This is a genomic window from Helicobacter sp. 'house sparrow 1' (genome assembly GCF_900199585.1).
Classification (GTDB): domain Bacteria; phylum Campylobacterota; class Campylobacteria; order Campylobacterales; family Helicobacteraceae; genus Helicobacter_H.
Genome location: NZ_FZQY01000004.1, coordinates 433665 through 457024, shown reverse-complemented (window position 1 = coordinate 457024; position 23360 = coordinate 433665). Strand labels below are relative to the sequence as shown.

Annotated in this window: 16 protein-coding genes; 10 read left to right on the top strand and 6 right to left on the bottom strand. The window is 32.5% G+C overall.

The features are described 5' to 3' along the window. Positions 1-233: 233 nt before the first annotated feature. The 4 genes from C6H31_RS02680 to C6H31_RS02665 form a co-directional block, all read right to left on the bottom strand. On the bottom strand, positions 234-5237 hold the full coding sequence (locus C6H31_RS02680; protein ID WP_104697255.1) for an autotransporter outer membrane beta-barrel domain-containing protein: 5004 nt from the start codon (positions 5235-5237) through the stop codon (positions 234-236). 709 nt (positions 5238-5946) lie between these two features. Then, positions 5947-7287, bottom strand: coding sequence for a DNA repair protein RadA (gene radA, locus C6H31_RS02675; RefSeq protein WP_104697254.1), 1341 nt, complete (start codon positions 7285-7287; stop codon positions 5947-5949). Positions 7288-7289: 2 nt separating this feature from the next. After that, positions 7290-8159, bottom strand: coding sequence for a signal recognition particle-docking protein FtsY (gene ftsY / locus C6H31_RS02670; RefSeq protein ID WP_104697253.1), 870 nt, complete (start codon positions 8157-8159; stop codon positions 7290-7292). An 18-nt stretch (positions 8160-8177) separates the two neighbouring features. Beyond that, positions 8178-8711 (bottom strand): hypothetical protein, encoded by a 534-nt coding sequence (locus C6H31_RS02665; protein ID WP_104697252.1) that lies wholly within the window; start codon positions 8709-8711, stop codon positions 8178-8180. Between the two features lie 57 nt (positions 8712-8768). Here C6H31_RS02665 and C6H31_RS02660 point away from each other — a divergent pair, with 57 nt between their 5' ends. The 7 genes from C6H31_RS02660 to C6H31_RS02630 all read left to right on the top strand — a co-directional run bounded on the left by C6H31_RS02660 (position 8769) and on the right by C6H31_RS02630 (position 16922). Next, on the top strand, positions 8769-9392 hold the full coding sequence (locus C6H31_RS02660) for a 5-formyltetrahydrofolate cyclo-ligase (protein ID WP_104697251.1): 624 nt from the start codon (positions 8769-8771) through the stop codon (positions 9390-9392). After that, positions 9319-10887, top strand: coding sequence for a ribonuclease Y (rny, locus tag C6H31_RS02655; protein ID WP_104697250.1), 1569 nt, complete (start codon positions 9319-9321; stop codon positions 10885-10887). Before C6H31_RS02660 ends, rny begins: the two co-directional genes overlap by 74 nt. A gap of 8 nt (positions 10888-10895) precedes the next feature. Beyond that, positions 10896-12092 (top strand): HD domain-containing protein, encoded by a 1197-nt coding sequence (locus C6H31_RS02650; RefSeq protein WP_104697249.1) that lies wholly within the window; start codon positions 10896-10898, stop codon positions 12090-12092. Then, the gene (gene fliR, locus C6H31_RS02645) at positions 12092-12856 is read left to right on the top strand and encodes a flagellar biosynthetic protein FliR (RefSeq protein ID WP_104697248.1); all 765 of its coding nucleotides are present in this window, start codon (positions 12092-12094) and stop codon (positions 12854-12856) included. Before C6H31_RS02650 ends, fliR begins: the two co-directional genes overlap by 1 nt. Before the next feature lie 9 nt (positions 12857-12865). After that, on the top strand, positions 12866-14083 hold the full coding sequence (locus C6H31_RS02640) for a molybdopterin molybdotransferase MoeA (RefSeq protein WP_104697247.1): 1218 nt from the start codon (positions 12866-12868) through the stop codon (positions 14081-14083). Between the two features lie 289 nt (positions 14084-14372). After that, positions 14373-15695, top strand: a complete 1323-nt coding sequence (gene traF, locus C6H31_RS02635; protein WP_104697246.1) for a conjugal transfer protein TraF — start codon at positions 14373-14375, stop codon at positions 15693-15695. Positions 15696-15722: 27 nt separating this feature from the next. Continuing rightward, positions 15723-16922, top strand: a complete 1200-nt coding sequence (locus C6H31_RS02630; RefSeq protein ID WP_104697245.1) for a DNA recombination protein RmuC — start codon at positions 15723-15725, stop codon at positions 16920-16922. Between the two features lie 68 nt (positions 16923-16990). Here the strand turns inward: C6H31_RS02630 and gltS are convergent, their stop codons facing one another. Beyond that, complete coding sequence (gltS, locus tag C6H31_RS02625; protein ID WP_199768114.1) at positions 16991-18193, bottom strand: sodium/glutamate symporter; 1203 nt, start codon at positions 18191-18193, stop codon at positions 16991-16993. A gap of 31 nt (positions 18194-18224) precedes the next feature. Further along, entirely contained in the window at positions 18225-20798 is a 2574-nt protein-coding gene (locus C6H31_RS02620; RefSeq protein WP_104697243.1) for an ATP-dependent Clp protease ATP-binding subunit, read from the bottom strand. Between the two features lie 239 nt (positions 20799-21037). On the opposite strand from C6H31_RS02620, the gene C6H31_RS02615 reads away from it, so the two are divergent. The 3 genes from C6H31_RS02615 to purS are packed head-to-tail and all read left to right on the top strand — an operon-like array spanning position 21038 to position 23360. Beyond that, positions 21038-22402, top strand: coding sequence for a S41 family peptidase (locus C6H31_RS02615; protein WP_104697242.1), 1365 nt, complete (start codon positions 21038-21040; stop codon positions 22400-22402). Further along, a complete protein-coding gene (gene purC, locus C6H31_RS02610) occupies positions 22402-23121 on the top strand; it encodes a phosphoribosylaminoimidazolesuccinocarboxamide synthase (RefSeq protein ID WP_104697241.1) in 720 nt (239 codons plus the stop codon). Before C6H31_RS02615 ends, purC begins: the two co-directional genes overlap by 1 nt. Next, positions 23118-23360 (top strand): phosphoribosylformylglycinamidine synthase subunit PurS, encoded by a 243-nt coding sequence (gene purS / locus C6H31_RS02605; protein WP_104697240.1) that lies wholly within the window; start codon positions 23118-23120, stop codon positions 23358-23360. Before purC ends, purS begins: the two co-directional genes overlap by 4 nt.

Genomic DNA, 23360 nt, shown 5'->3' with positions numbered 1-23360 from the left:
AACTCATAAACTCGCATATCTTTTTGTATTCTTATATAGCTTATAAAGACTAAAAAATCTTAAAAAAATGAAAAGGTAAAAACTTGATTAAGTGGTGGCAAGAGAGGAAAAACTTCCAACTAAAACAACCTCTAATAGCCTTTACTTTATCTTAATTTTAAAATATCTGCGACCTCCATTCATTGATAAGTCCTAGCACTCTAGACTAGAAACTAGTCTAGAGATTAACCAATTTATTTTACTTCTAAAATAATAATAGAAGAATTTAATTCTTTGAGAATTCCATCAAAGTTTGATTGTTTTTCTTGTGCCTCTTCTTTAGAACTAAAAGGACCTATGAGATAAACTTTAGAGTCTCCCCTATCCTGAACTCTTAAATCATCTTTTAATTTTTTAAGAAGATTTGTTTCTTTTTTGCTTAATTTTTCTTTTTCAAATATTTGCAAATAAAATCCACTTGAAGGTGCTATTTCTTTGATAGATTCTACTTGATCAATTTCTGTTGTAGAAACCCCATTATATGGAGTATATTTTGAAGCACCAAAGCTATACCTATATCCAAGATTTACTTGATAATCTGTAATAATCTTTCCTCCAAAGCTCTTTTCAAAATCAAAATAGACTCTATGATTATCTTTTACTTTAAGATTAGTTCCTATATTTAAAACAAATCTAGAAGTAGATTTTAATGGTTCCATAGACACATTAGTTCCAAAATTATCTGTTAAAGATACTCTGCCTCCAGAGATATAATCATTTGCAAAATAAGCTCCTAAATATGCCTTGGCATTTAAGTCTTTATTTTGAGTAAAGTTTTTAAAGTCATATCCAAAGCTAGAACCCACTCTAGTTCTTAGAGTAAAGATAGAATCTTGAATACCCTCTAAAGTTGCTTGACCTAGTTTTTGCTTTAAATCAGATTGATTTAAATAACCTAATGCCACTTCTACTTGAGGATCAATAAAGATTTCTTTAGAACTTCCAAATAAGAATCTATAACCTAATTCTTGAGAGAAAGTAACTGCAAAGTTATTAGTGCTATAGGTATCTGTTTGTCCTAAAAGATCTAATTTAGAAGTGATGTAGCTAAACTTTAAGATGCTATCGCTATAAAGTCCATTCTTCCATCCACTCTCTTTACTAGCTCCATCTTGAACATAGGCATTATAGATAGCAAATTCAAAACCACTTGAGCTAATCTTATCAATACCACGCCATATGCTAGTATTTCTATCTTGATCTAAGATGCTCTTTGAATTTGTATTTGAATTCATATAACTGAGTGCAAAACCTACATAATTATTAGCTCCATTAAAGCCAAATGCATAATCATAACCAGCCTGGATGGTAGTATAAGTGCTTTGATTCTCAAATACAAATTTAGAAGTCTGTTTGCCAGTGAAGATTCTTGCCCATACGCCTTGAGAGTGATGATTTTCTCTTAATTCTCCCATTCTTTTATTTAAAGAATTTAGATTTGCTAAGTAAAGATCATAGTTTATTCCTAATGCTGCAGCAGTTACTTGTTGTGTAGCCAACGTAGCCCCTTGAGATCTAGCGCCTTTAAAGAAATAGGTTATATAAGTGTTTTGTGCTTGAGCATCACTTATAGTTGCATCTTGTTTTGTAACTACTGGATCATAGTCATAAGTAATCAAACTAAAGCCAGAAATAGAATCTGTAGCTTGTAGGGTTACAACACCTTTTTCATCATCACCTTGTTTAACAGTAGCTAGAGCAATACCATCTTTTTCGGTGAAAGTCTTACCTACAAACTCACTCACATCTCCTACTACTCCTAGATAGTGAGTTTTATTTGTTTCTTGTTTGCTTGATTCAATAATGATTCTATCTGACTTGATGGTATTATCTTTAAAACCTGCGCCGACTATAAAGTTAATAGGCTTACTATCTTTTGCAATATCACCAACTATTAAAGTTTGGAAAATTTTATCCTTGAAGACTGGAAGCCCTCCACCTTGAGATTGACCTGATAGATTCACCACTCCATTGGTGCCATTTGCGCTTAAAGATGCAATTTTAAGAGGCTTACCATCAGTTATATCAATATTTAAAACAGCAAGATTATTAGCACTCTCTTTTCCTAGTGCTACTTGATCTAGGATTTTACTATTAGTAGAAGCTTGTTGCTCTATAGAAACTTCTTTTACATCCTTAAGAGTTAAAGAACCTTCTTTGATATTAAGAGTAAGTGTCTTATCGATTGCACTTGCAATAGTTGTATTACCACCTGTGATATTTAAGCTACCAGGACTACGATCATCTGCTATAGCAACAGACTTGATAATATTATTAGCTCCACCTGCAATATCTAAGCTAGCTGTATAAGTAACCGCATTACCAGATGCTTCTTTTCCACTCTTAAGGACCACATCTAGATTACTACCTATAATACCTCCGATAGTTGCAGTTACATTCCCTTTAGCTCCCATAGCATCTACAGTAAGAGTGGTTGTGTTGATTTCATTTTCCTTAGGTGCTTTTTCTGCTTTTACATTATCAAACCTTGCAGAACTTAATAAAGTGAGGTTTGATTTTTGATCTTTAGTGTTTCCAAAAGTTAAAGTAGAGAAATTAAGATTTACTCCTCCCTTAAGTGTTGCACCAGAATTCGCATCACTTATCACTTCTAGATTAACTCCTTTTAAATTCTCAGCAATACCCTCTTGTAAAACAAGAGTCTGATCTTTTAATTTAAAGGTTAAATCCCCACTCTCACCTACTTTTATTGCACCTGTAACCGCAAGTGTTTTATTGGTGCTTGCAAGCCTTGTTAAATCAAAGATATTATTTATCCCTCTAGCTGATATGGTACTAATCTTACTATCATCAGACCCCAAAAGAATAAGTGTTGCATATGTTGCTTCATTCATACCACCTGCACTTGCTTGAGTTCCACCTAAAAAGACTATATTAGCAGCTGCTTGATCACCACTATCAATTCCCTTTGCTAGTGTTAAAGCCGCTTTATCTTTAACCTCTATATTTAACCCATTGCTCTCTGTTAAGGAAACTCGTTCTGTAATAGTAGTTGCAGTATTACCTACAACTAAACTTCCCTGATTTTTTACGCCAATTCTATTGATTGTATTAGTTCCGCCTGTGATATTTAAAGTGGCTATTTTTTCAGCACCACTTGCACTACCCTTAAGCTCTACATCTAAATTCTCACCCTTAATACTTCCTATAGTTGCAGTTACTGCATTAGCACTTGCATCTAGAATAAACTTAGAAGTTGCCTTATTAGAAGAGCTTTGATTGGTTGTTATGCTATCAAAAACTGCATCGTTTCTTAGGGTAAACTGTGCTCTTGTATTATCAGTGCTACTTTGTGAAAATGCTAGGTTAGAGAAGGCAAGATTCTTCCCTCTTAGTTTTGCATCACTATCTTTAGAAGCATCTATCAGTAGCTTTACATCTCCTTTTTTTTCTGTTGTATCAACACCACCTAATAAGATCAACTCCTCATCATCCAATATAAAAGTTAAATTTCCATCTTTTGCTACATCTAGTTTTTCTGTAATAATAAGAATTTTATTTGTGCCTGAAATATTTGTAATATCCACCACATTGCCTATACCTAATGCTTTTAGAGAGTTAATTCTAAAAGAATTATCTCCCTTTTCATTTGAATCTCCAAGATGCAGTATTGCATTATTTTCAACATTATTATTCTTTAATTCAACATTAAAAATACCCCCTGTATTACTCATTTTTCCAATATAAGAAGATGTTAAGATCGTGCTTCCATCTAAAGTAAGTGTAGCCTCTACACCCTCTTGTATTACTAAACTACTAAAAGAAGAATCTTTAATAGTAAGAAGATGTGCAGCAATATCTTGATCTTTACTACCTTTTTCAAAAGTCAGAGAGCTAAATTCAAGTTCATTTCCACTATTTCTTAAGGTAGCACTCTTGCCACTTTCTGAGCCTACTACCACTAGATTTTTAATCCCATCTCCATTAATCCCTGCTGTTAGCAAAGCTTGGTCTTTTAATCTCAGGGTTAGTTCTTTACCTGATTCTACAATAACTGTATCAGCAATCGTAAGACCTTTGGCACTTCCTGTAATCCCTGTAATATCGATAGTATTTTTTGTAGAAGTACCTCCAAGATTTACACTTTTAAGAGTATATGCCCCATCTCCACTTTTACCTGCTGAAGCAATGCCATTAGTGCCTTCAAGCTTTAAGGTTTTATTTGCGGTTCCATCAAATTGAAGCGTTAGCTTATCTCCATTTGTAATTTCAGAAATTGTAGTGGTATTGGCTTTTGAATTTCCTGCATTAAGCACAAGTGTGCCCTTGGTACTACCTATAGATAGTTGAGAAATCTTATTTGTCTCTCCTTTTAATGTAAGACTTTTTGTATCTGCAAGGATGAGGTTTATGATACCACTTCCTGTAATATTTCCTGTAATTTCTCCATTAGCCTTAAAATCAAAAGTATTAACTCCACTATTTGCAGTAATGCTTCCATCTAATTTGACATGGTTGGAATTATCTGTAAAACCTTCCCCTATTGTAAAAGTAGATGTGGCTATTGTAGAATTAATCGTGATATCACCCTGTATTCCGCTCTTAAGCTTTGCATTAAATGCATTGCCTGCTTGGCCTCCACTCCCTCTAATTTCTAGATTTCCTATCAAGGAAAAATCACTTGTTGCCTTACTAAAATCTAGCTCAAAAGTCTTATTATTTTGACCATTAAAATCTATTGTTAAAGTTCCCTTATCAGCTATATCTCCTAACTGAACCCCTTTTGTTCCTCCAACAATTGAAAAATAATTATCATTTTTTGTTGTAAGAGTGAGCTTATTAACATCAAGAGCTCCACTAGGGGATTCACCTGTGCTTCCAAACATAATGGTGAAATCTTTGATATCAGTAGATGTCTTTCCACCTGTAACCTCAAAAGTAGGTTTTACATAGTTGCTACTGCTAGTGTTAGCTTCTACCCATTTAAGTGTCCCATTAGTAATTGTTTCAACTTTTTGAGTACTTCCTAAATCAGATCCTGAACATAAGATAGGGCTGTCTCCACTACTTACACATTCCGCATTTACAATGCCTACGCCTAAAAGTAGTGCTAAAGAACTTGCAACAAGAGGTTTAAACTTTGAACTTTTAGAAAAATCATCTTTTAAAGAAGAAATAGTAAGACTACTATCCCCTTCCTCTCTATGCCATACTTTTTTATTTAAATCAAAACTCATGCCTAATCCTCCTCCATATAATTAAATTTAATCCTATGTTTATAAAAGTATCAAATCACAGATAGAATCAGTTCATAAGCTTAAAGTAACTACAAAATACAATAAAAAATATCTTTGTATCTCTTTATAAAATTCTTAAATATAACTACTTAAATAATGCAAAAAACACATACAAATGATCATAAAGATCTAAACTATAAGATGACAACATAAAACAATTTATAAACCATAAGAGCTGACATTATATAGATTTTATTTTGAATTTTTACTTAATTTTTTAAATAAATTAAATTGATTAAATCTCTTATTTTTAGAATAAGAAACTAAAAATTAGTTGATTTAAAAACCATTTTTTTAATCCTAAAATGATATAAAAATTACAGTTTGAAGTTTTGCTTGTGCTTTTAACCTAGAGTTTATTCTTAAAAATATTTTAAAAAACTTATCCAACAATTATGATATGCAGCAATTATGTTATTATCATCTAGTTTTGTCTTTGTATGTTACATCATTGTCTTTTCTATAATGTTATATTTGAATAAGTGGGTTATAGGTTATCTTGATGGCACATTGTCATTATATTTTGCTTTGCACTGTATAAAAAATAGGATTAATTTTATGGATTTAAAAAAGATTTCATCACTTCAATTTTAGGCTTTTACCCTTAGCTTAAGGTGAAAAATGCATTTTTTAACAATAAAAACTCTTATTACATCCAATCTAATAACTTAGTTACCTCAGAAACTTCAAAACATTTGATCTTGGTTTTTGTCGAGGGTTTTTTTGCCAGGATTGCTTTTTGAAAACCATAATTTTCCATCTCTTTTAGGCGCATATCTATTTGGCTTACTTCACGAATATCACCTATAAGACTCACTTCTCCAATGAATGCCACATCATTATTAAGAGGACGATTCTTAAAGCTTGAAACAATACTTGCAATCACTGCAAGATCTGCACTTGTCTCTGAAATCTTTATTCCACCTGCTACATTGATAAAAACATCATAGCGATTAAGTGGAATCTCTAATTTTTTTTCTAAGAGTGCAAGAAGCATATTTAAGCGGTTTGTATCAAAACCTGTAGCAGATCTCTTAGGTGAGGCAAAACTACTTTCACTCACAAGTGCTTGAATTTCCAAAATCAAAGCCCTACTTCCCTCTAATAAAACAGTAATTGCACTTCCTGATGTTTTTGCTTTATTTGAAAAAAACAGCTTTGAGGCATTTTTAGCACTGATTAATCCATCATTTTTCATTTCAAAGATTCCAACATCGCTTGTAGTTCCAAAACGATTTTTAAATCCTCTTAATATCCTTAATTCCTTACTAGGATCTCCCTCAAAATACAATACACAATCTACCATATGCTCCAATACCCTAGGCCCTGCAATATTTCCCTCTTTTGTAATATGCCCTATGATAAAAATAGCAATGCCATAGGCTTTAGAAATACGCATCAACTCAAAGGTTACTTCTCTTACTTGAGACACAGATCCTGCAGCAGAGAGAATCTGTGAGCTATAGATGGTTTGTATCGAATCAATAATACAAATCCCATAAGTTTTACTCACCAAATGTGATTTAATCATATTTAGTTCAATTTCATTGAGTAAAAATAGCCTTGGATGCACACATTTTAGGCGATCTGCTCGCATTTTAATCTGTCCAGCACTCTCTTCACCACTCACATAAAGGACATTGTGGCCCTCTTGTGCTAACCCTCCTGATACCTTTAAAAGCAAAGTGGATTTTCCAACTCCTGGGCTACCTCCAATAAGATACAATCCTCCCTTGACAATTCCCCCACCCAAAACAATATCAAACTCTTCTTGTGTTGAACTAAAGCGACTAAAGCTTTCATATTCTACATCTGTAATTGGAAGAGGTGGATTTTTTCCCACAATATCTAGATTTTTTAGATCCTGTATTTGGTTAGTTTTTAACTCAATAAAACTTTCCCAAGCACCGCAATTATTACATTTTCCAAGCCACTTAGAACTCTGATAACCACAATGCTGACATTCAAAAAGGGTGTGTTTTTTTGCCATTTTCAATCAAAAATAGAATCTAGAAAGTCTTTAATAAAAACATTTTCATCAAATTCTACAAAATCATCTGCACTCTCACCCACTCCAATACCTATAATTGGAATCTTTAGCGCATAAATAATACTTAGGATTGCTCCTCCCTTACTTGTGCCATCTAATTTTGTAACAATCACCCCATCTACTTGCAACATCTCATGAAAAATCTTTGCCTGATTAATACTTGAGCTCCCTTGAGTTCCATCTAATACTAAAATTTTACGATAAGGCTTATTATTAAGAGCTTTGGAACAAACTTTGGTAATCTTTAATAATTCATTTTTAAGATTGGTTTGATTATGCAGTCTTCCTGCTGTGTCAATGATTACATTATCCATTCCTCTTGCAATTCCTGCACTAATTGCATCAAATGCTAATGCACTTGGATCACTTCCATATTGAGTAGATACGATATCCACCTCTAGCTTCTCGCTCCATAGCTTTAGTTGATCAATAGCTGCTGCCCTAAAGGTATCACCTGCTCCTAATAAAACTTTTTTATTTTGGTTTTTATAGCATCTTGCAAGCTTTGCAATCGTTGTGGTTTTACCCGCCCCATTTACTCCAATGATTAATTCCACAAGTGGCTTTGTCTCAATGGGCTTTAAAGTTACTTTATCATAATAGCTTTCTCCCCTAAAGAATCTACACAGACCCACTTCTAACTGATTACGCGTAACTTTTTGCGGTAAGTTTTCTAGCAATAACTCAATGATTTCATAATCAACATCTGCTTCAATCAATGCTTCTTCAAGTAGATCTTTTTCTATCTCTGGCTTTTTTGCCCCCAAAAAACTACTTAAATTTTGAGTTGTCTTTTTTAAAAAACTAAACATGAATTCTAACCCACTTTCTTAATTAAGATTTTTTAAATCAAACATAAACATCTCTTGAGGAACAGCTCCCTCATAGTATTGGTACATTTTTTGTGTCTTGTCATATAGGACTAAAAATGGTAAAACAATCTCTCTTTTTTCTGCAAATTTTTTAGAAAAATCTTTCAAAATACTTTTTGCTTCCAAAGGATTTAACAACAAAAAGCTAACTTTATATTTTGTATAAAAATCTATAAATTCTTGTTTTGCAAGCTTTCTTGTACTAATTGCCAAAACCTCCAAATCGGGGTAACCTCTTTGCAAATTTTCCAAAACTTGAAAATACTCAAAACAAGTTGGATTATCTATATCCAAGAAAAACACTAGAATATTTTTCTTTATGAGTTTTTTCTTGTGAAAAAGACTAAGAAAAGAAAAATTGCTCTTTATTTCAAAATATTCATTTTGTTGTGTAACAAATCTATATCTTTCCTCTCCTTCCTTTTTTTTGTCTTGAAAACAACCAAAAAAAAGTAGTGGAAAAACTAACAAAAAAATACTAAAAATTCTCAAATAATTCCCTTTAAACCAAAAAAACCCTACAATTATACAAAAAACAAAAATAAAACAATGGATACAAAAGAGAAGTTTAGAAAGTTTTGCAAGAGCTCTTTAGAGAGGCAATCCCATCAATATCACTCAAAGAAATATCAAGTTAATCAGGCATTATTTCTTTTAATTAAGCAACTAAAAGCTAAAAATATTTTACTTTATTGCCCACTGAAATTAGAAATTGATATTTTTCCATTAATTTATAAGCTAAAAAAACAAGGCTATAAACTTTTTATCCCAAAGGTTACAGGGGTTAGCTTTGCTATAGTAGAATTCTCTCTGCCTTTAATAAAAAATAAATATGGAATTTTAGAATGCAAAACACGCATTCAAAACCCAAAAAAAATTGATGTTATGATAACGCCTGTTTTAGGCATTGATAGAACTTTTAGGCGCATAGGTTTTGGCAAAGGAATGTATGATCGTTTTTTTGCTGCACTAAAGATTAAACCAAAAGTAATTTTTATAACAAAAAATCTTTATTTTTCAAAAGAGATACTTACCCAAGATCACGATATAAGGGGAGATTTTCTCTTTTGCAGTCAAATTGGTATTAAAAGGGAAAGGAATGATCACTTATATTGCTATAAGCTCCCTAATAAGCGGATGCTGCATTGGAATCATCACATACTTTATCACTAAAAAATTTTTTTACTCTAACACACAAATTATTATAGAACAGGCCAAGGCCAAAGCTAAGGCCATAGAATTTGAAGCTACAACACTTTTACAAAATCAAAATATTAAATTAAAAGAACTTGATCTTGAACTAAAGAAAAAATATGAAGATAACTATAATCACTTATTACAAGAACATAAAGAAAAAATGTGTTCTCTCAAGGAAAAAGAATACCAACTAATTCAACAAAATGAAAAGGACATGCTCTTTATTAAAAGTGAAAAAGAAAAAATAAAAGATCTAAAAAACAAGATTTTACATCAAGAAGCAGAAAAAGACAAACTCATAAAGGAGTATAAGCAACTATCTAATGAGCTTATAGAGACTCTAAGTTCTTATACACAATTTACTAAAGAAGAGGCAAAACAACTGCTTTTAAAACAACTTGATGAGGAGCTTTGTCTTCAAAAAGCCAGAATGATTAAACGCTATGAACACGAAGCAATAGAACAAGCAAAAAAGAAAGCGAATTACATTATTGCACAAGCCACTTCACGCTATGCGGGGGAATTTGCTTTAGAGAGACTTATTAATGTTGTGCATTTGCCAAATGATGATGTTAAGGGCAAAATTATTGGTAAGGAAGGTAGAAATATAAAGACCTTTGAAATGGTTACTGGCGTGGATGTGATTATTGATGATACTCCTGGAGTAATTGTACTTAGTAGTTTTAATCTCTACCGCAGAGCCATCGCTTTAAAAACTCTAGAAAAACTTATTGAAGATGGCAGAATCCAACCTGCAACTATTGAAGAAACCTACAATAGAGTATGTTTAGAAATGGAAAATCAAGTGCTTGAAGATGGCCAAAAGGTAATTTTAGACCTAGGACTTCATGATATTCATCCTGAGCTTCAAGCAATGATTGGAAAATTAAAATATCGTGCAAGTTTTGGCCAAAATGCATTGGGGCATTCTTTGGAAGTAGCAAGACTTGCTAGATTAATGGCATTAGAGCTTGGGGGTGATGGCCAACTTGCCTGTCGTGCTGGATTATTGCATGATATTGGCAAAGTTCTCTCACAAGAAAGCGGTAATCATGTAACTCTAGGTGCAGAGCTTTGCAAACGCTATGATGAATCTCCTGTGGTTATTAATGCAATTATGTCACATCATGGCAATGAAGAAGCCAATAGTATTGAAGCAGCTGTTGTATGCGCTGCTGATGCTATTAGTGCTGGAAGACCTGGGGCAAGAAGAGAGGTTTTAGAAAACTTCTTACATAGAATGCAAGATATTGAAAAGATTGCTTCAAATAAGCTTGGAGTAAAACAAGCTTATGCTATTAGCGCTGGGAGAGAAGTTAGAGTGATTGTAAGGGCTGATTTGGTTGATGATGAGGGCACTATAGTTTTAGCAAGAGAGATTGCTAGAGATATAGAAAACAATCTTAAATATCCTAGTGAGATTAAGGTTAATGTAATACGAGAAATGCGATCTGTAGAATTTGCAAGGTAGGAAATAGGATGCAAAAACCAAAATTAAGTACTTCTCTTTTGAGAAAGATTTTTATTGCTGCTTCTATTAGAAGATGGAATGATCAGGCCACGCCTGTAGAATTTGTAGAACTTGATAAGCAAGCACATAAGATTGTGATTGCCTATATCCTAGCTAGACTAGAAGAGTATGAAAAGCAAATCTCTATTGATTGGGAGAAGCTCATTCAGTATTTTTGTTTTGAGTTTTTCTCGCGCATTGTTCTTACAGATATAAAACCTCCTGTTTTTTATACCCTGCAAAAAACACACCGCAATCAACTTGCAGATTTTGTAGTAGAAAATATAAAAGAAGACCTTAGGGGATATGAGTTTTTCTCAAATATGGAATCCTATCTTAAAAATCCTCCCAATGATATAGAACACCAAATTTTGAAAGCAGCACATTTTTATGCCTCAAAATGGGAGTTTGATATTATCTATCATTTTGCACCCTTTATGTATGATGTGCAAAATATTAAAAATATTATTGATAAAGAAGTAGAAGATCACTATAACTTAAGTGGAATACAAAAAATCATTCTCTTTCACAGTTATAAGGAATTAATTACTATGTTTGGTCAATTAAGATTCCAAAAAAGATGGAGTCAAACCCCAAGGGTTCCTCCCACAAGTGTTTTAGGTCATACTCTTGTAGTTGCAATCTGTAGCTACCTCTTAAGTTTTGATATCAAAGTATGCAAGCAAATGCGTATCAATCACTTTTTATGTGGTCTTTTTCACGATTTGCCTGAAATTCTCACAAGAGACATCATCTCACCCATCAAAAGAAATGTGAAGGGACTTGATGAACAAATTAAAAATATTGAAAGAGAAGCTGTAGAAAATAAAATTTTAAAAATTGTGCCTGAAAATATTGCTGAGGATATTCGATACTTTACACAAGATGAATTTAGCAACCGCTGTAAGGTGGAATGCTTCACTAAAACTGCTATAGATTCCAAAGAATTACTAGAATCTTATAATCAAGATGAATTTAATCCTATTTATGGGGAATTTTTAAAGATTTGCGATTTGCTTAGTGCTTTTTTGGAAGCAAGAATCTCAATCACACATGGAATTTCTTCAAATGAATTAATTGATGGCGCAAATAATATTTATAATAAGTGTAAAGATCTTAGAATAAATGATATAGATATTGGTGCTATTTTTAGAGATTTTGAGTAATGGAATTTTTAACACTCCTTACAGATAGTAAAACACAAGCCTTTTTACTGCTCCTATTAAGATTTGCTGGGATTTTTGCATTTTTTCCCTTTTTTGATTCTGGACTTATTCCTGTTTCTTTGCGAGGAGCCCTTGCATTTTTTATGAGTATTTTATTTTTCAATGTCTTGCCACAAGCACCTCTTAATCTTAATATTACAGAATTTTTACTTGCTGGAATAATGGAATTATCATTTGGCTTTTTGGCCTCTTTAGCACTACAGATTATTTTTTCTACCATTGCTTTTGCAGGGGATAGCATTAGTTTTTCTATGGGGCTTACAATGGCAAGTGCCTATGATCCTGCTACAGGATCACAAAAGCCTATCGTAGGCCAAGTATTAATGATGCTTACTCTACTGATTGCCTTGCAAATAAATTTTCATCATCTAGTTTTTTCTTTTGTGGCTGAAAGTCTCTCTAAAATACCACTGGGGAATTTCAACCCAAAATACAATCTCTTTGAAGTGATTGTTTATAATTTTGCTAATTTATTTAGCATCGGTTTTGCAATGGCTTTTCCTATTTTAGGGATGATTTTACTTACAGATATAGTCTTTGGTATGATAATGAAAACTCATCCTCAATTCAATCTCCTTGCAATTGGTTTCCCTGTAAAAATTTCTCTTGCGTTTTGTGTAATTATTGTTATCATTCCATCAATTATTTATAATTTTAAACATCATTTAAAATTAGGTTTTGAGCTTTTAGAAAAAATATTTTAGGAGGTATTGATGCTTAGTTTGCAAGAAGCCTTAAAAATTAATTTCAACCTTCCGCTTTTAGATCTAAAAACTGAAGAAAAAAGCATTTTTGATGCATACAGCTTTATTCTTGCACAAGATATATATATCACAAGACCTCTACCAGCTTTTGACAACTCTGCAATGGATGGTTATGCGATTAATCTTTCATTTAATGGAGATCGAAAGGTAGAAAATACCATCTTAGCAGGAGTAGATTCTTCTAATATCATACTTCAAGATAACCAGGCAATCAGGATTATGACAGGTGCAATGATTCCACAAAATGCTAACGCAGTGGTACCATTTGAGGATGCAGAACTAAAAAATGGGGTTTTAAAAATTTATAAAGAATTTAGTGATGGTGCAAATATCAGAAAAAAAGGTGAAGAAAAAGCACAAGGAGATCTTGCACTCAATAAAGGGAGACAGCTAGAATTTGGAGATATTGGTCTTTTAGCATCTCAAGGCTTAGATAGGGTTTTGGTTTATCAAAAACCCTCTATTGGAGTTTTTTCAAGTGGCAATGAAGTCAAAGAGGTAGGTACGCAAGCCTTAGAGCATCAAATCTACAATATTAATGCGCCAAGCATTATTGCAACCCTAAATGCTTATCAACATCATTGCAATTACCTAGGAATCTTAAAAGACGATCTTACTTTAGAGAAAGAAATTTTAAAAGCCTCTGAGAAATATGATGTTATTATCACAAGTGGTGGTGTAAGTATGGGAAATGCTGACTTATTGGAGGAGATTTTACTTAAAAATCAAGCACAAATCTTTTATCATAAGATAAATTTAAAGCCTGGCAAACCCATAATGATTGCAAAGTTAAATCAGTGTTATTTCTTTTGCCTACCTGGAAATCCACTTAGTGCTATCTCAAACCTACTAGCTTTTGTTATTCCAATATTGCAAAGACTAAGCAATGCTAGTGATTTTTATCCCTCTTTTATTAAAGCAAAATCCAGCACGCCTCTTTATTTTAAAAACAAACGCTCTCATATTATTTTGGGACAATATCAACAAGGTATTTTTACTCCTTATAAAGAGGGGAAATATAGTCCTAGTGCAATTAGCACCTTTTGCAACTGTGAGGCTTTTGCAATTTTTGATGAGAGTATTTCAGAAATTAAGAAAGATCAGGAGCTACATATCATTACTTATAAAACTAATTTTACACATTCAATGGGTTTTATTAATCAGTAATTTTTTGAGATTTTAAGCTTATTTTAATGTCTTTTATCCTATATCCAACTTCTTACTTTTTTGCTACAATACAATCACTTAAAAATAATGGTTGTTTTGATTGTCCAGAGGTTGGGATAGCATCAGAGATCATTTTATTTTTTGAGAAAAAATAACGATATAAGATAGGTAATTTTGCTTAGCTTATATAAGCTTAGATTGCTTTTTTACTTTGATAAGTAAATATCCTTTAAGTTTTGCTAAGAGGTAGCTAAGATTTAAAAAAATCCTCAAAGCCTAGGAGCTTAATATGAATAAGAAAATCCTACTATGGGCATTAGCTTTTTCAAGCTTTGGACTTGGACTTGATTTTGGCAATATGGGGAATACTTCTATCAGTATGGGAGGTGCTGGAGTAGCTCTACAATCCTCTGCCTTTGGTGCGTATTACAACCCTGCACTTATAAGTATTGATAATAAAGTTCGCTTTGGATTTACACTAGGTGGAAGATACCAACAAAAAAATATTGATAGATTGATTAAGTTTGATTTTAAGGGGATGCTAAATAATGCCAATTCCATACAAATTGGCAGTCAAAATTCACAAACCTTACAAATAAATGAAGACAACAAGACCAAGCTGACAAAGCTTTATGGGGATTTTTCAACCCTTATGGATATTTTTGAACAAAACCATTTAAGCTTTACTTCTCAAAATGGAATCTCCTTACAAATTTCTCCTGCTGCAATGAGAGGCACTTTTGGATCTTTGGCAATTTCTTATTTTGCCTCTTTGTATTCTAATATCTCTGCAGGCACATCTTTTTCAGGTAAAGATTTAATCATCAAAACCAATGGTAATGCCTATTATAAGGTAGATTCCAGTGGCAATGTAAGCGCATCTGATGAAAATAGCTATAAAAACTCAGTCCTTGGTGCAATTGAGGGTGATAAGATAGGTCATATTGCAACACATAATCTTCTTTTATCAGAGGTTCCCATCACCTATGCTAGAACTTTTTTCTTCTCAAACTCCAATCTTGATATTGGAATCAATCTTAAGTATATGAATGCGATTTTATTTGAAAGAGAAATCACTATCAAAAAAGATACAAATATTAATCAGATTGTTTCTAGCTTTAAGACTCAATCAGGCTTAAAAAGCTCTCATGGTTTTGGGGTAGATCTTGGCATAACCTATGGAATTGACCTACCAAAATTTAGATATCTTACTTTTGGTTTTGTTGCTAAAAATATCAATACTCCAACTTTTAAATTTAGCAATACAAAAGTTTCTATTAAGCCCCAATATCGCGTGGGTTTTGCCTATAACCAACCTTATGTCACAATCGCATTTGATGCAGATATTCTGCCCAATGAAATGTTTGCTTATAGTGATAAAAAACAATATAGTCAAATGATTGGAGGGGGATTGAAATTTGATCTTAAAGCGGTTGATATGCGTGTAGGAATGATGAAAGATATAAGACAAGATAATGGGCTTATTATCACAAGTGGTTTAAACATCCTTGGAATTTTTGATATTGCATTTCAAGTTGGGACAAAAGCAGAAACTGGAAGCTATATGCCAAGATATATGGCTGTGCAAGTAGGTGGTGGTTTTTCATTTTAAGAAATTTTTTAAGGATAAAATATAGCAATGGATAATATCTATCTCATACTTTTCATCTGTAGTCTAGTATTTTCTTTAATCTTTCTTTTTTTACTTCTCAAGCTTAGGAAGGAATCTAAACAACTACAGGATGAAAATATTCATTACAAAATACAAAATCAAATGCTTCAAAAACAGGAGCAATACTTCACACAGGAAAAACAGCAACAAAAACAAGATTATCAAGAACAAATCAAAATTCTTGAAAAAAATTATCAACAAAATCTTGAAATACTTGAAAGAAGGCTAAAAGAAGGCTACCAAGATCAAAATATACTTTTATTGGCTCAAAATAAAAATATGCTCAATGAGGATTCCAAAAAAATATTAGATGAAATTTTTAATCCCATTAAAGAGCAGATTAAGGGTTATTCTGAAAGGCTTACTCAAAATGAAATAAAAATTGAAACCCAAATCAAAAGTATGTTTAGCTTTACACAAAATATTGGAGAAAATGCAGATAAATTGGCTCAAATTCTCAAAGGTGATAAAAAAACACGGGGAAATTTTGGAGAACTGCAACTCAAAAATATTTTAGAAAATAGCGGATTGGTTGAAGGAGAGCAATACAAACTCCAAGAGCAATTAAAGTTTGAAGGCTCTACTTATATCCCTGATGCAATCATTTATCTTGAAAGGGATAAGAGCATTATCATTGATGCAAAATTTACCCTTCCAAATAGTTTTGACTTTAAAGAAGTGGATTCTCAAGTATGTTTAGAGATCTATAAAAACCTAAAACAAAGAATTGATGAACTTGCAAAGAAACCTTATAGTCATATTCAAGACAATACTTATGATTTTATTTTATTATTTATTCCCTATCAAAATATCTTAGATCTTGCAATTGAAGCAAATAGTGACATCTATCAATATGCCTATAGCAAAAAAGTTTATCTTACCACTCCACACACTCTTTTTATGGCCTTAAAGACTATTAGCATTACCTGGCTTAATATCAAGCGTAATGAAAATATTACTCAAGCTTTTGATGAGATTGGAAAATTTTATGACAAATTTTTGGGCATTATTAAAAGTTTTGAAGAGCTAAAAACCCATCTTGAAAGATTGCAAAAAACAAAGGATGATCTAGAAAATAAACTTCAAACAGGTAATGGAAACCTACTCTCAAGATTTAAAAAAATAGAAGACCTTGGGGTAAAAACAAAGAAATCTCTAGGATATTAATTTCTTTTTGTATCGCCTTAGCAACCAATCAAACAGGGGATTAAAAATCCCCTTTGAAAGAATAAAAATTAGTGAGGAAAAAATGGTAAGAGCAAGAAAAGCTTAATCACCACCGCATTAATAATGTCAATAAAAAATGCCCCCACCATTGGTACAATCAAAAAGGCAATATGGCTTTGTCCGTGAGTTTGAGTTACTGCCTGCATATTTACAATTGCTGTTGGGGTAGCTCCTAATCCAAACCCACAATGCCCTGCAGACAAAACTGCTGCATCATAGTTTTTTCCCATTAAAGGGAAGGTAACAAAGATTACATAAACAATCATCAATAAGGTTTGTGCTAAAAGTAGTATAACAATAGGCAGTGCAAGGTTAGAGAGTTCCCAAAGCGCAAGAGACATCAAAGATGAAGCTAGGAACAAAGACAGGCTCACATTTCCAATTACAGATATCTCACGCTCAAAAACTTGGTGAATTTTAAAAAGTGATAAAAGATTGCGTAAAATTACACCAACAAATAAACACCATACAAATGTAGGTAATGCAAAAATACTCCCTTGTAACCAATCACCAAGTTTTTTCCCAATTAACAAAGATATAGCAATCAAAGCTAAAGATTCAAGAAAACTTGAAGCAGTAATCAATCTTTGTTTTTTTGGAGATTCAAAACCAATTGTTTCCTTATCACTTACTTGTGGTGTTTTTAAATCATATTTTTTGATTAAAAATCTTGCAACAGGACCACCAATTAAACCCCCTAAAATTAATCCAAAAGTTGCACAAGCAACCGCTAGTTCTTTGCCATTTGAAAGCAAAAAGGGCTCTTTTGCAAAAACATCTGACCAAGCACTACCTGTCCCAAGTCCTCCACTCATTGTAATTGAACCACCCAGTAATCCTATAAGACTATCTTGATTTAATCCTCTTGCTAGGGCTATTCCTATAATATTTTGCAAGAGTAGAAGAATTCCTACAATAAATAAAAATTTTACCAAGACAAAACCTCCTTTTTTTAAGGAAGCCAAGTCTGCATTCAACCCAATTGAAGTAAAAAAAGCCAGCATCAAGGGTTCTTGCAATGAATAATCAAACTTAATTTTATAGCCAAAAACCTTAAAAACGATAGCCACAATGCCTGCAACCAACAATCCACCCACAACAGATTCTGGGATATTATAATCACGCAAAATCTTTATATTATCAAGAATAATACGACCTAGTAATAAAACAATGACCATACAAACTAAAGTTGCATAAAAATCTAACTCCATAGTCACCTCATCTTTAATATTTTAGCCTATGCTATCTTTTTTGAACTTGTGCTATTATAGCACCATCCTTGCAATCAAATAAAATATTATCCCCCTCTGTTATTTTATCTTCTAATATAAGCTCTGCAAGTCTATCTTCAACTTCTTCATACAATGCTCTCTTAAGAGGTCTTGCTCCATAGATAGGATCAAAACCAGCTTGAGCAATAAACTCTTTTGCACTTTGTGTAAGCTCTATTTGTATTCCCCTTTCTAACACTTTCTTTTTAATCTCTTCAAACATAATATCTACAATCTCCACAATTCCCTCTAGATTTAAAGGATTAAAGATTACAATATCATCCAACCGATTTAAGAATTCTGGCTTAAAATACATCTTAAGACTTTCTTGGATTGCCTTTTCTCTTTCTGCCTTATCCTTAATTTCTAAAATCTTGTCACTTCCAATATTGCTTGTAAGAATAATAATTGTATTTCTAAAATCAACTACTACCCCCTTATTATCTGTCAATCTTCCATCATCTAAAACCTGCAATAAGATATTAAAAACATCAGGATGTGCTTTTTCAATTTCATCAAACAATACTACGCTATAAGGCTTGCGTCTCACCGCCTCTGTGAGTTGTCCTCCCTCTTCATATCCAACATATCCAGGGGGAGCACCAACAAGCCTGCTAGCAGCATGCTTTTCCATATATTCACTCATATCAATGCGGATTAGATTCTTTTGACTATCAAATAAAAATTGCGCCAATGTTTTTGCACTTTGAGTTTTTCCAACCCCTGTTGGCCCTAGAAATAAAAAACTCCCTATAGGCCTTGAACTCTCACTAAGTCCTGCTTTGTTTCTTTTGATTGCTCTTGCAATTGCATTAAGTGCCTCATCTTGTCCTACAACACTCTTTTTTAATTCTTGTTGGATATTTAAAATCTTCTCTTTTTCTTCTTGAAGCATTTTTTTAACAGGAATTTGGGTCCATCTTGACACAATCTCTGCAATGCTCTCTTGCGTAAGGGCATTTTTTAACAAAGTCCCTTGAGACTGCATCATCTCCCATCTATTTAGCAATTCTTCTTGTTTCTTCTGCTTTTCAGGAATCTTGCTATAGTCAATCTCTGCTGCTTTAGTATAATTTCCATCGCGCTTAGCAAGCTCTGATTCTCTTTTTAAAGATTCTATTTCATTTTTATTTTCTGCAATTTCCTTAAATACAATCTTCTCATTATCAAATTGCATCTGCAAAGTGTTTTTTCTCTCAATGGCATCTTCTAATTCTTTTTGTATCTCTTCTAGTCTTGCTTGGTTTGCGGGATTATCTTCCATATGAAGGGCTTGCTTTTCAACTTCAAGTCTTTGAATATTTCTTTTAATAATTCTTAAAACACTAGGTTCTGATTCTATTTGCATCTTCAATTCTGCCGCACCCTCATCAATTAAATCAATTGCCTTATCAGGCAAGAATCGATCTGTAATGTACCGATGCGAAAGCTTTACAGCACTAACTAATGCAGAATCAGTAATACTTACATTATGATGAGTTTCTAATTTCTCTTTTAACCCTCTTAAAATTTGTAATGCCTCTGGAACACTGGGTTCATTTAAATTTACAGGTTGAAATCTTCTTGTAAGAGCAGCATCTTTTTCAAAATACTTTCTATATTCTTTTAAAGTTGTTGCTCCAATAGTATGTAGTTCTCCCCTAGCAAGAGCTGGTTTGAGAATATTTGCAGCATCCATACTCCCCTCACTTGCCCCTGCACCAACAATTGTATGTATTTCATCAATAAATAAAATAATATTTCCTGCCTTTTTTACCTCATCAATAATATTTTTTAATCTTTCTTCAAACTCCCCACGATACTTTGCACCAGCCACCAAAGCACTCATATCCAATGCAATCACCTTTTTATTTTGCAAAGATAAAGGAACTTCTTTTTTTGCAATTTGCTGTGCCAAACCCTCAACAATTGCTGTTTTACCAACACCAGGTTCGCCCAATAAAATAGGATTATTCTTAGTTTTTCTAATGAGAATCTGCATCACCCTAGTAATTTCTTCATCTCTCCCAATTACAGGATCTAAAAGATTTTGGGCTGCTTTTTGTGTAAGATCAACACCAAACTTTTGCAAAGAATCTAGTGCATCATCTCCACTAGCATCTTGTATCTTTCTTCCTCCTCTTAAAAGCTCAAAATTCTTTTTTAATTCCAAAAAATCAATTGAAGTATTAAAGATCTCTTTTAATTCATCTAAATTTGCAAGAATAAAGGTATCTAGCGCAATAAACTTATCACCATTTTTTACTGCCAAACCTTCAGCATTTACAAGTGCTTGTTGCAATCTCTTTGAAAGAGACATATTCTCTTTAACAATATTAGAGACTCTTGGAAGTTTTTCCACACTACTTCTTGCTTCAAGCTCCAAACTTGCTGTATCTAGTTGCATTTTGCTTAAAACTTGGAAAAATGAAGATTGGGTATTATTTAATAATGCCCAAATCATATGTGAAAAATCCACTTCTTGATTTTTTTGATGCAAAGCAAGAGCTAACGCAGAATCTAATGTCTCTTTGAGTTGGTTTGTCATTTTTTCAAAAATATTCATCACAAACTCCTTAAATAAAATTTCAAATCTTAATATGAGAAGCATTATATAAGTTTAGTCTCATAATGTCAAGTTATTTTATATTTTTAAACTAAATTTTGCTTAGATTGATATTTTTTAGATATTCATATAAAAAGTTTATTTATCTTTTGATAGAATTCATTTTTATACAAAAATAATCCAAAAAATTAAGTGTTTTTACTATAATCTTAGTATTTTAGGAGATGGAATCTAAAGTCATGAAAAAGATTTTTCTCGCTGGTTTTGCAACCTCTAGTTTAGTTTTGATGTTTTTACTTGGCAATTTGTATGCACAGAGCGAAGTTTCTCAAAAAAAGACAGTTTCTCAAAAAGATAGAATTGAGGCTTATGACAAGCTTACAAAAATTATCAATATCGTTGAGAGTCATTATGTTGATGATATTGATGTGAAAGAAATTATTGATAAAGCAGTTGCTGGTCTTTTAACCAATCTTGATGCACACTCAGATTATCTCACCGAAAAAAAATTTAAAGATTTACAGGCTCAAACCGAAGGTGAATTTGGAGGTCTTGGAATTACAATTGGTATGAAGGATGGAGCTTTGACGATTATCGCACCTCTTGATGATACTCCTGCACAAAAAGCAGGACTAAAAAGTGGTGATATCATTTTAAAAATTAATAATGAAAGCACTCTTAATATGAATATTGATGATGCTGTAAGCAAGATGAAAGGAAAACCTAAAACATCTGTAAAGCTTACTATCTATAGAAAAAATGCCCCAAAACCTCTAGATTTTACAATCACTAGAGATATTATTCAAGTAAAATCTGTTTATGCTAAAAAAATTGAAAATGAAAAGTTTTTATATGTTCGTGTAAATTCTTTTGATAAAAATGTAACTAATTCTGTAAAAAATGCTTTGGATAAAGCAGGAAAAATTGAAGGTTTAATCCTAGATCTTCGCAATAATCCTGGAGGTCTGCTTAATCAAGCCATTGGTCTTTCAGAGCTCTTTATTAAAGATGGGGTAATTGTTTCACAAAAAGGAAAGGTAAAGAGCGAAAATATTGAGTATAAAGCTAATGGAAAAGCTCCTTATGAAAAACTTCCTATTGTTGTGCTTATTAATGGTGGAACTGCAAGTGCAAGTGAAATTGTATCTGGAGCATTGCAGGATTATAAAAGAGCCATAATTGTAGGAGAAAGCTCTTTTGGAAAGGGAAGTGTTCAGGTTGTACTGCCTCTTGATCCTACTTCTGCAATCAAGCTTACCACATCAAAATATTATCTTCCAAGTGGAAGAACCATCCAAGCAGTAGGTGTTACCCCAGATATAGTTGTGCATCCTGGTGCTGTTCCTCAAAGTGATGGAGGATTTGAGATTAAAGAAGCGGATTTAAAAAACCATTTACAAAATGAGTTAAATAAACTAGATGAGGATGCTCAAGAAAATAAAAATACAAAAAAGCAAACAAAAGAAGAACAAAAGAAAAATCTCATCACCCTAACTGATGTCAATAATGATATTCAATTAAAAACCGCTATTGATTTGCTAAAGAGTTGGAATATTATCAATCCTCTAGAGAAAAAAGAAATTAAAAAGGAAGATAAAAAATAATGCAAAAACAAGAAATGATTTATGAGGGAAAGGGAAAGAGAATTTTTGCCACAGATGATAAGAATCTTATCATTGCAGAATTCAAAGATGACCTAACTGCATTCAATGCAGAAAAAAAGGGAAATCAAGAAGGCAAGGGGTCATTAAATTGTGAAATATCTAGTATTCTTTTTGAACTCCTTGAAAAAAATGGCATTCTTACACATTTTAAAAAGACTTTAGATTCCAATCATATACTTTGTGAAAAAGTAGAGATATTACCCATTGAGGTTGTTGTTAGAAATGTCGCCACAGGTTCTCTTACAAAAAGATTGGGTATTAAAGATGGTTTGGAATTACCCTTTGCCTTAGTAGAGTTTTATTTTAAAGATGATTCCTTAGGAGACCCTATTATCAATGATGAACATTGTAAGATTCTTGGCATCACTCAAAAACAAGAAGATTTGGATTTCTTAAAATCTCAAGCAAGAAAAATTAACACTATTTTAAAAGACTTTTTTATTCAAATTGATCTTAAATTGATTGATTTTAAACTTGAGTTTGGCATCAATGGTGATGGAAACATTATACTTGCTGATGAAATTAGTCCTGATAGTTGCAGATTCTGGGATAAACACACTAATCAAAAACTTGATAAAGATGTTTTTAGACAAGATCTTGGAAATGTAAAAGTTGCATATGAAGAGGTATTAAAACGCATACTAAGGAGTAAGAATTGAAGGCTCATATTTTTGTCCAACTAAAAAATGGTGTGTTAGATCCCCAAGCAAAGGCTGTAAGCAACGCTTTAGCTAGTCTTGGATTTGAAGGAATTGGTTCTGTTACAATGAGTAAAAAAATTACAATTGAACTTGATTATAATGACAAGCAAAAAGCTATGCAAGAATGTCAAAGAATGGCTCAAGAATTATTGGCTAATCTTGTAATTGAAGATTTTAATATCCAATTAGAAGACTAA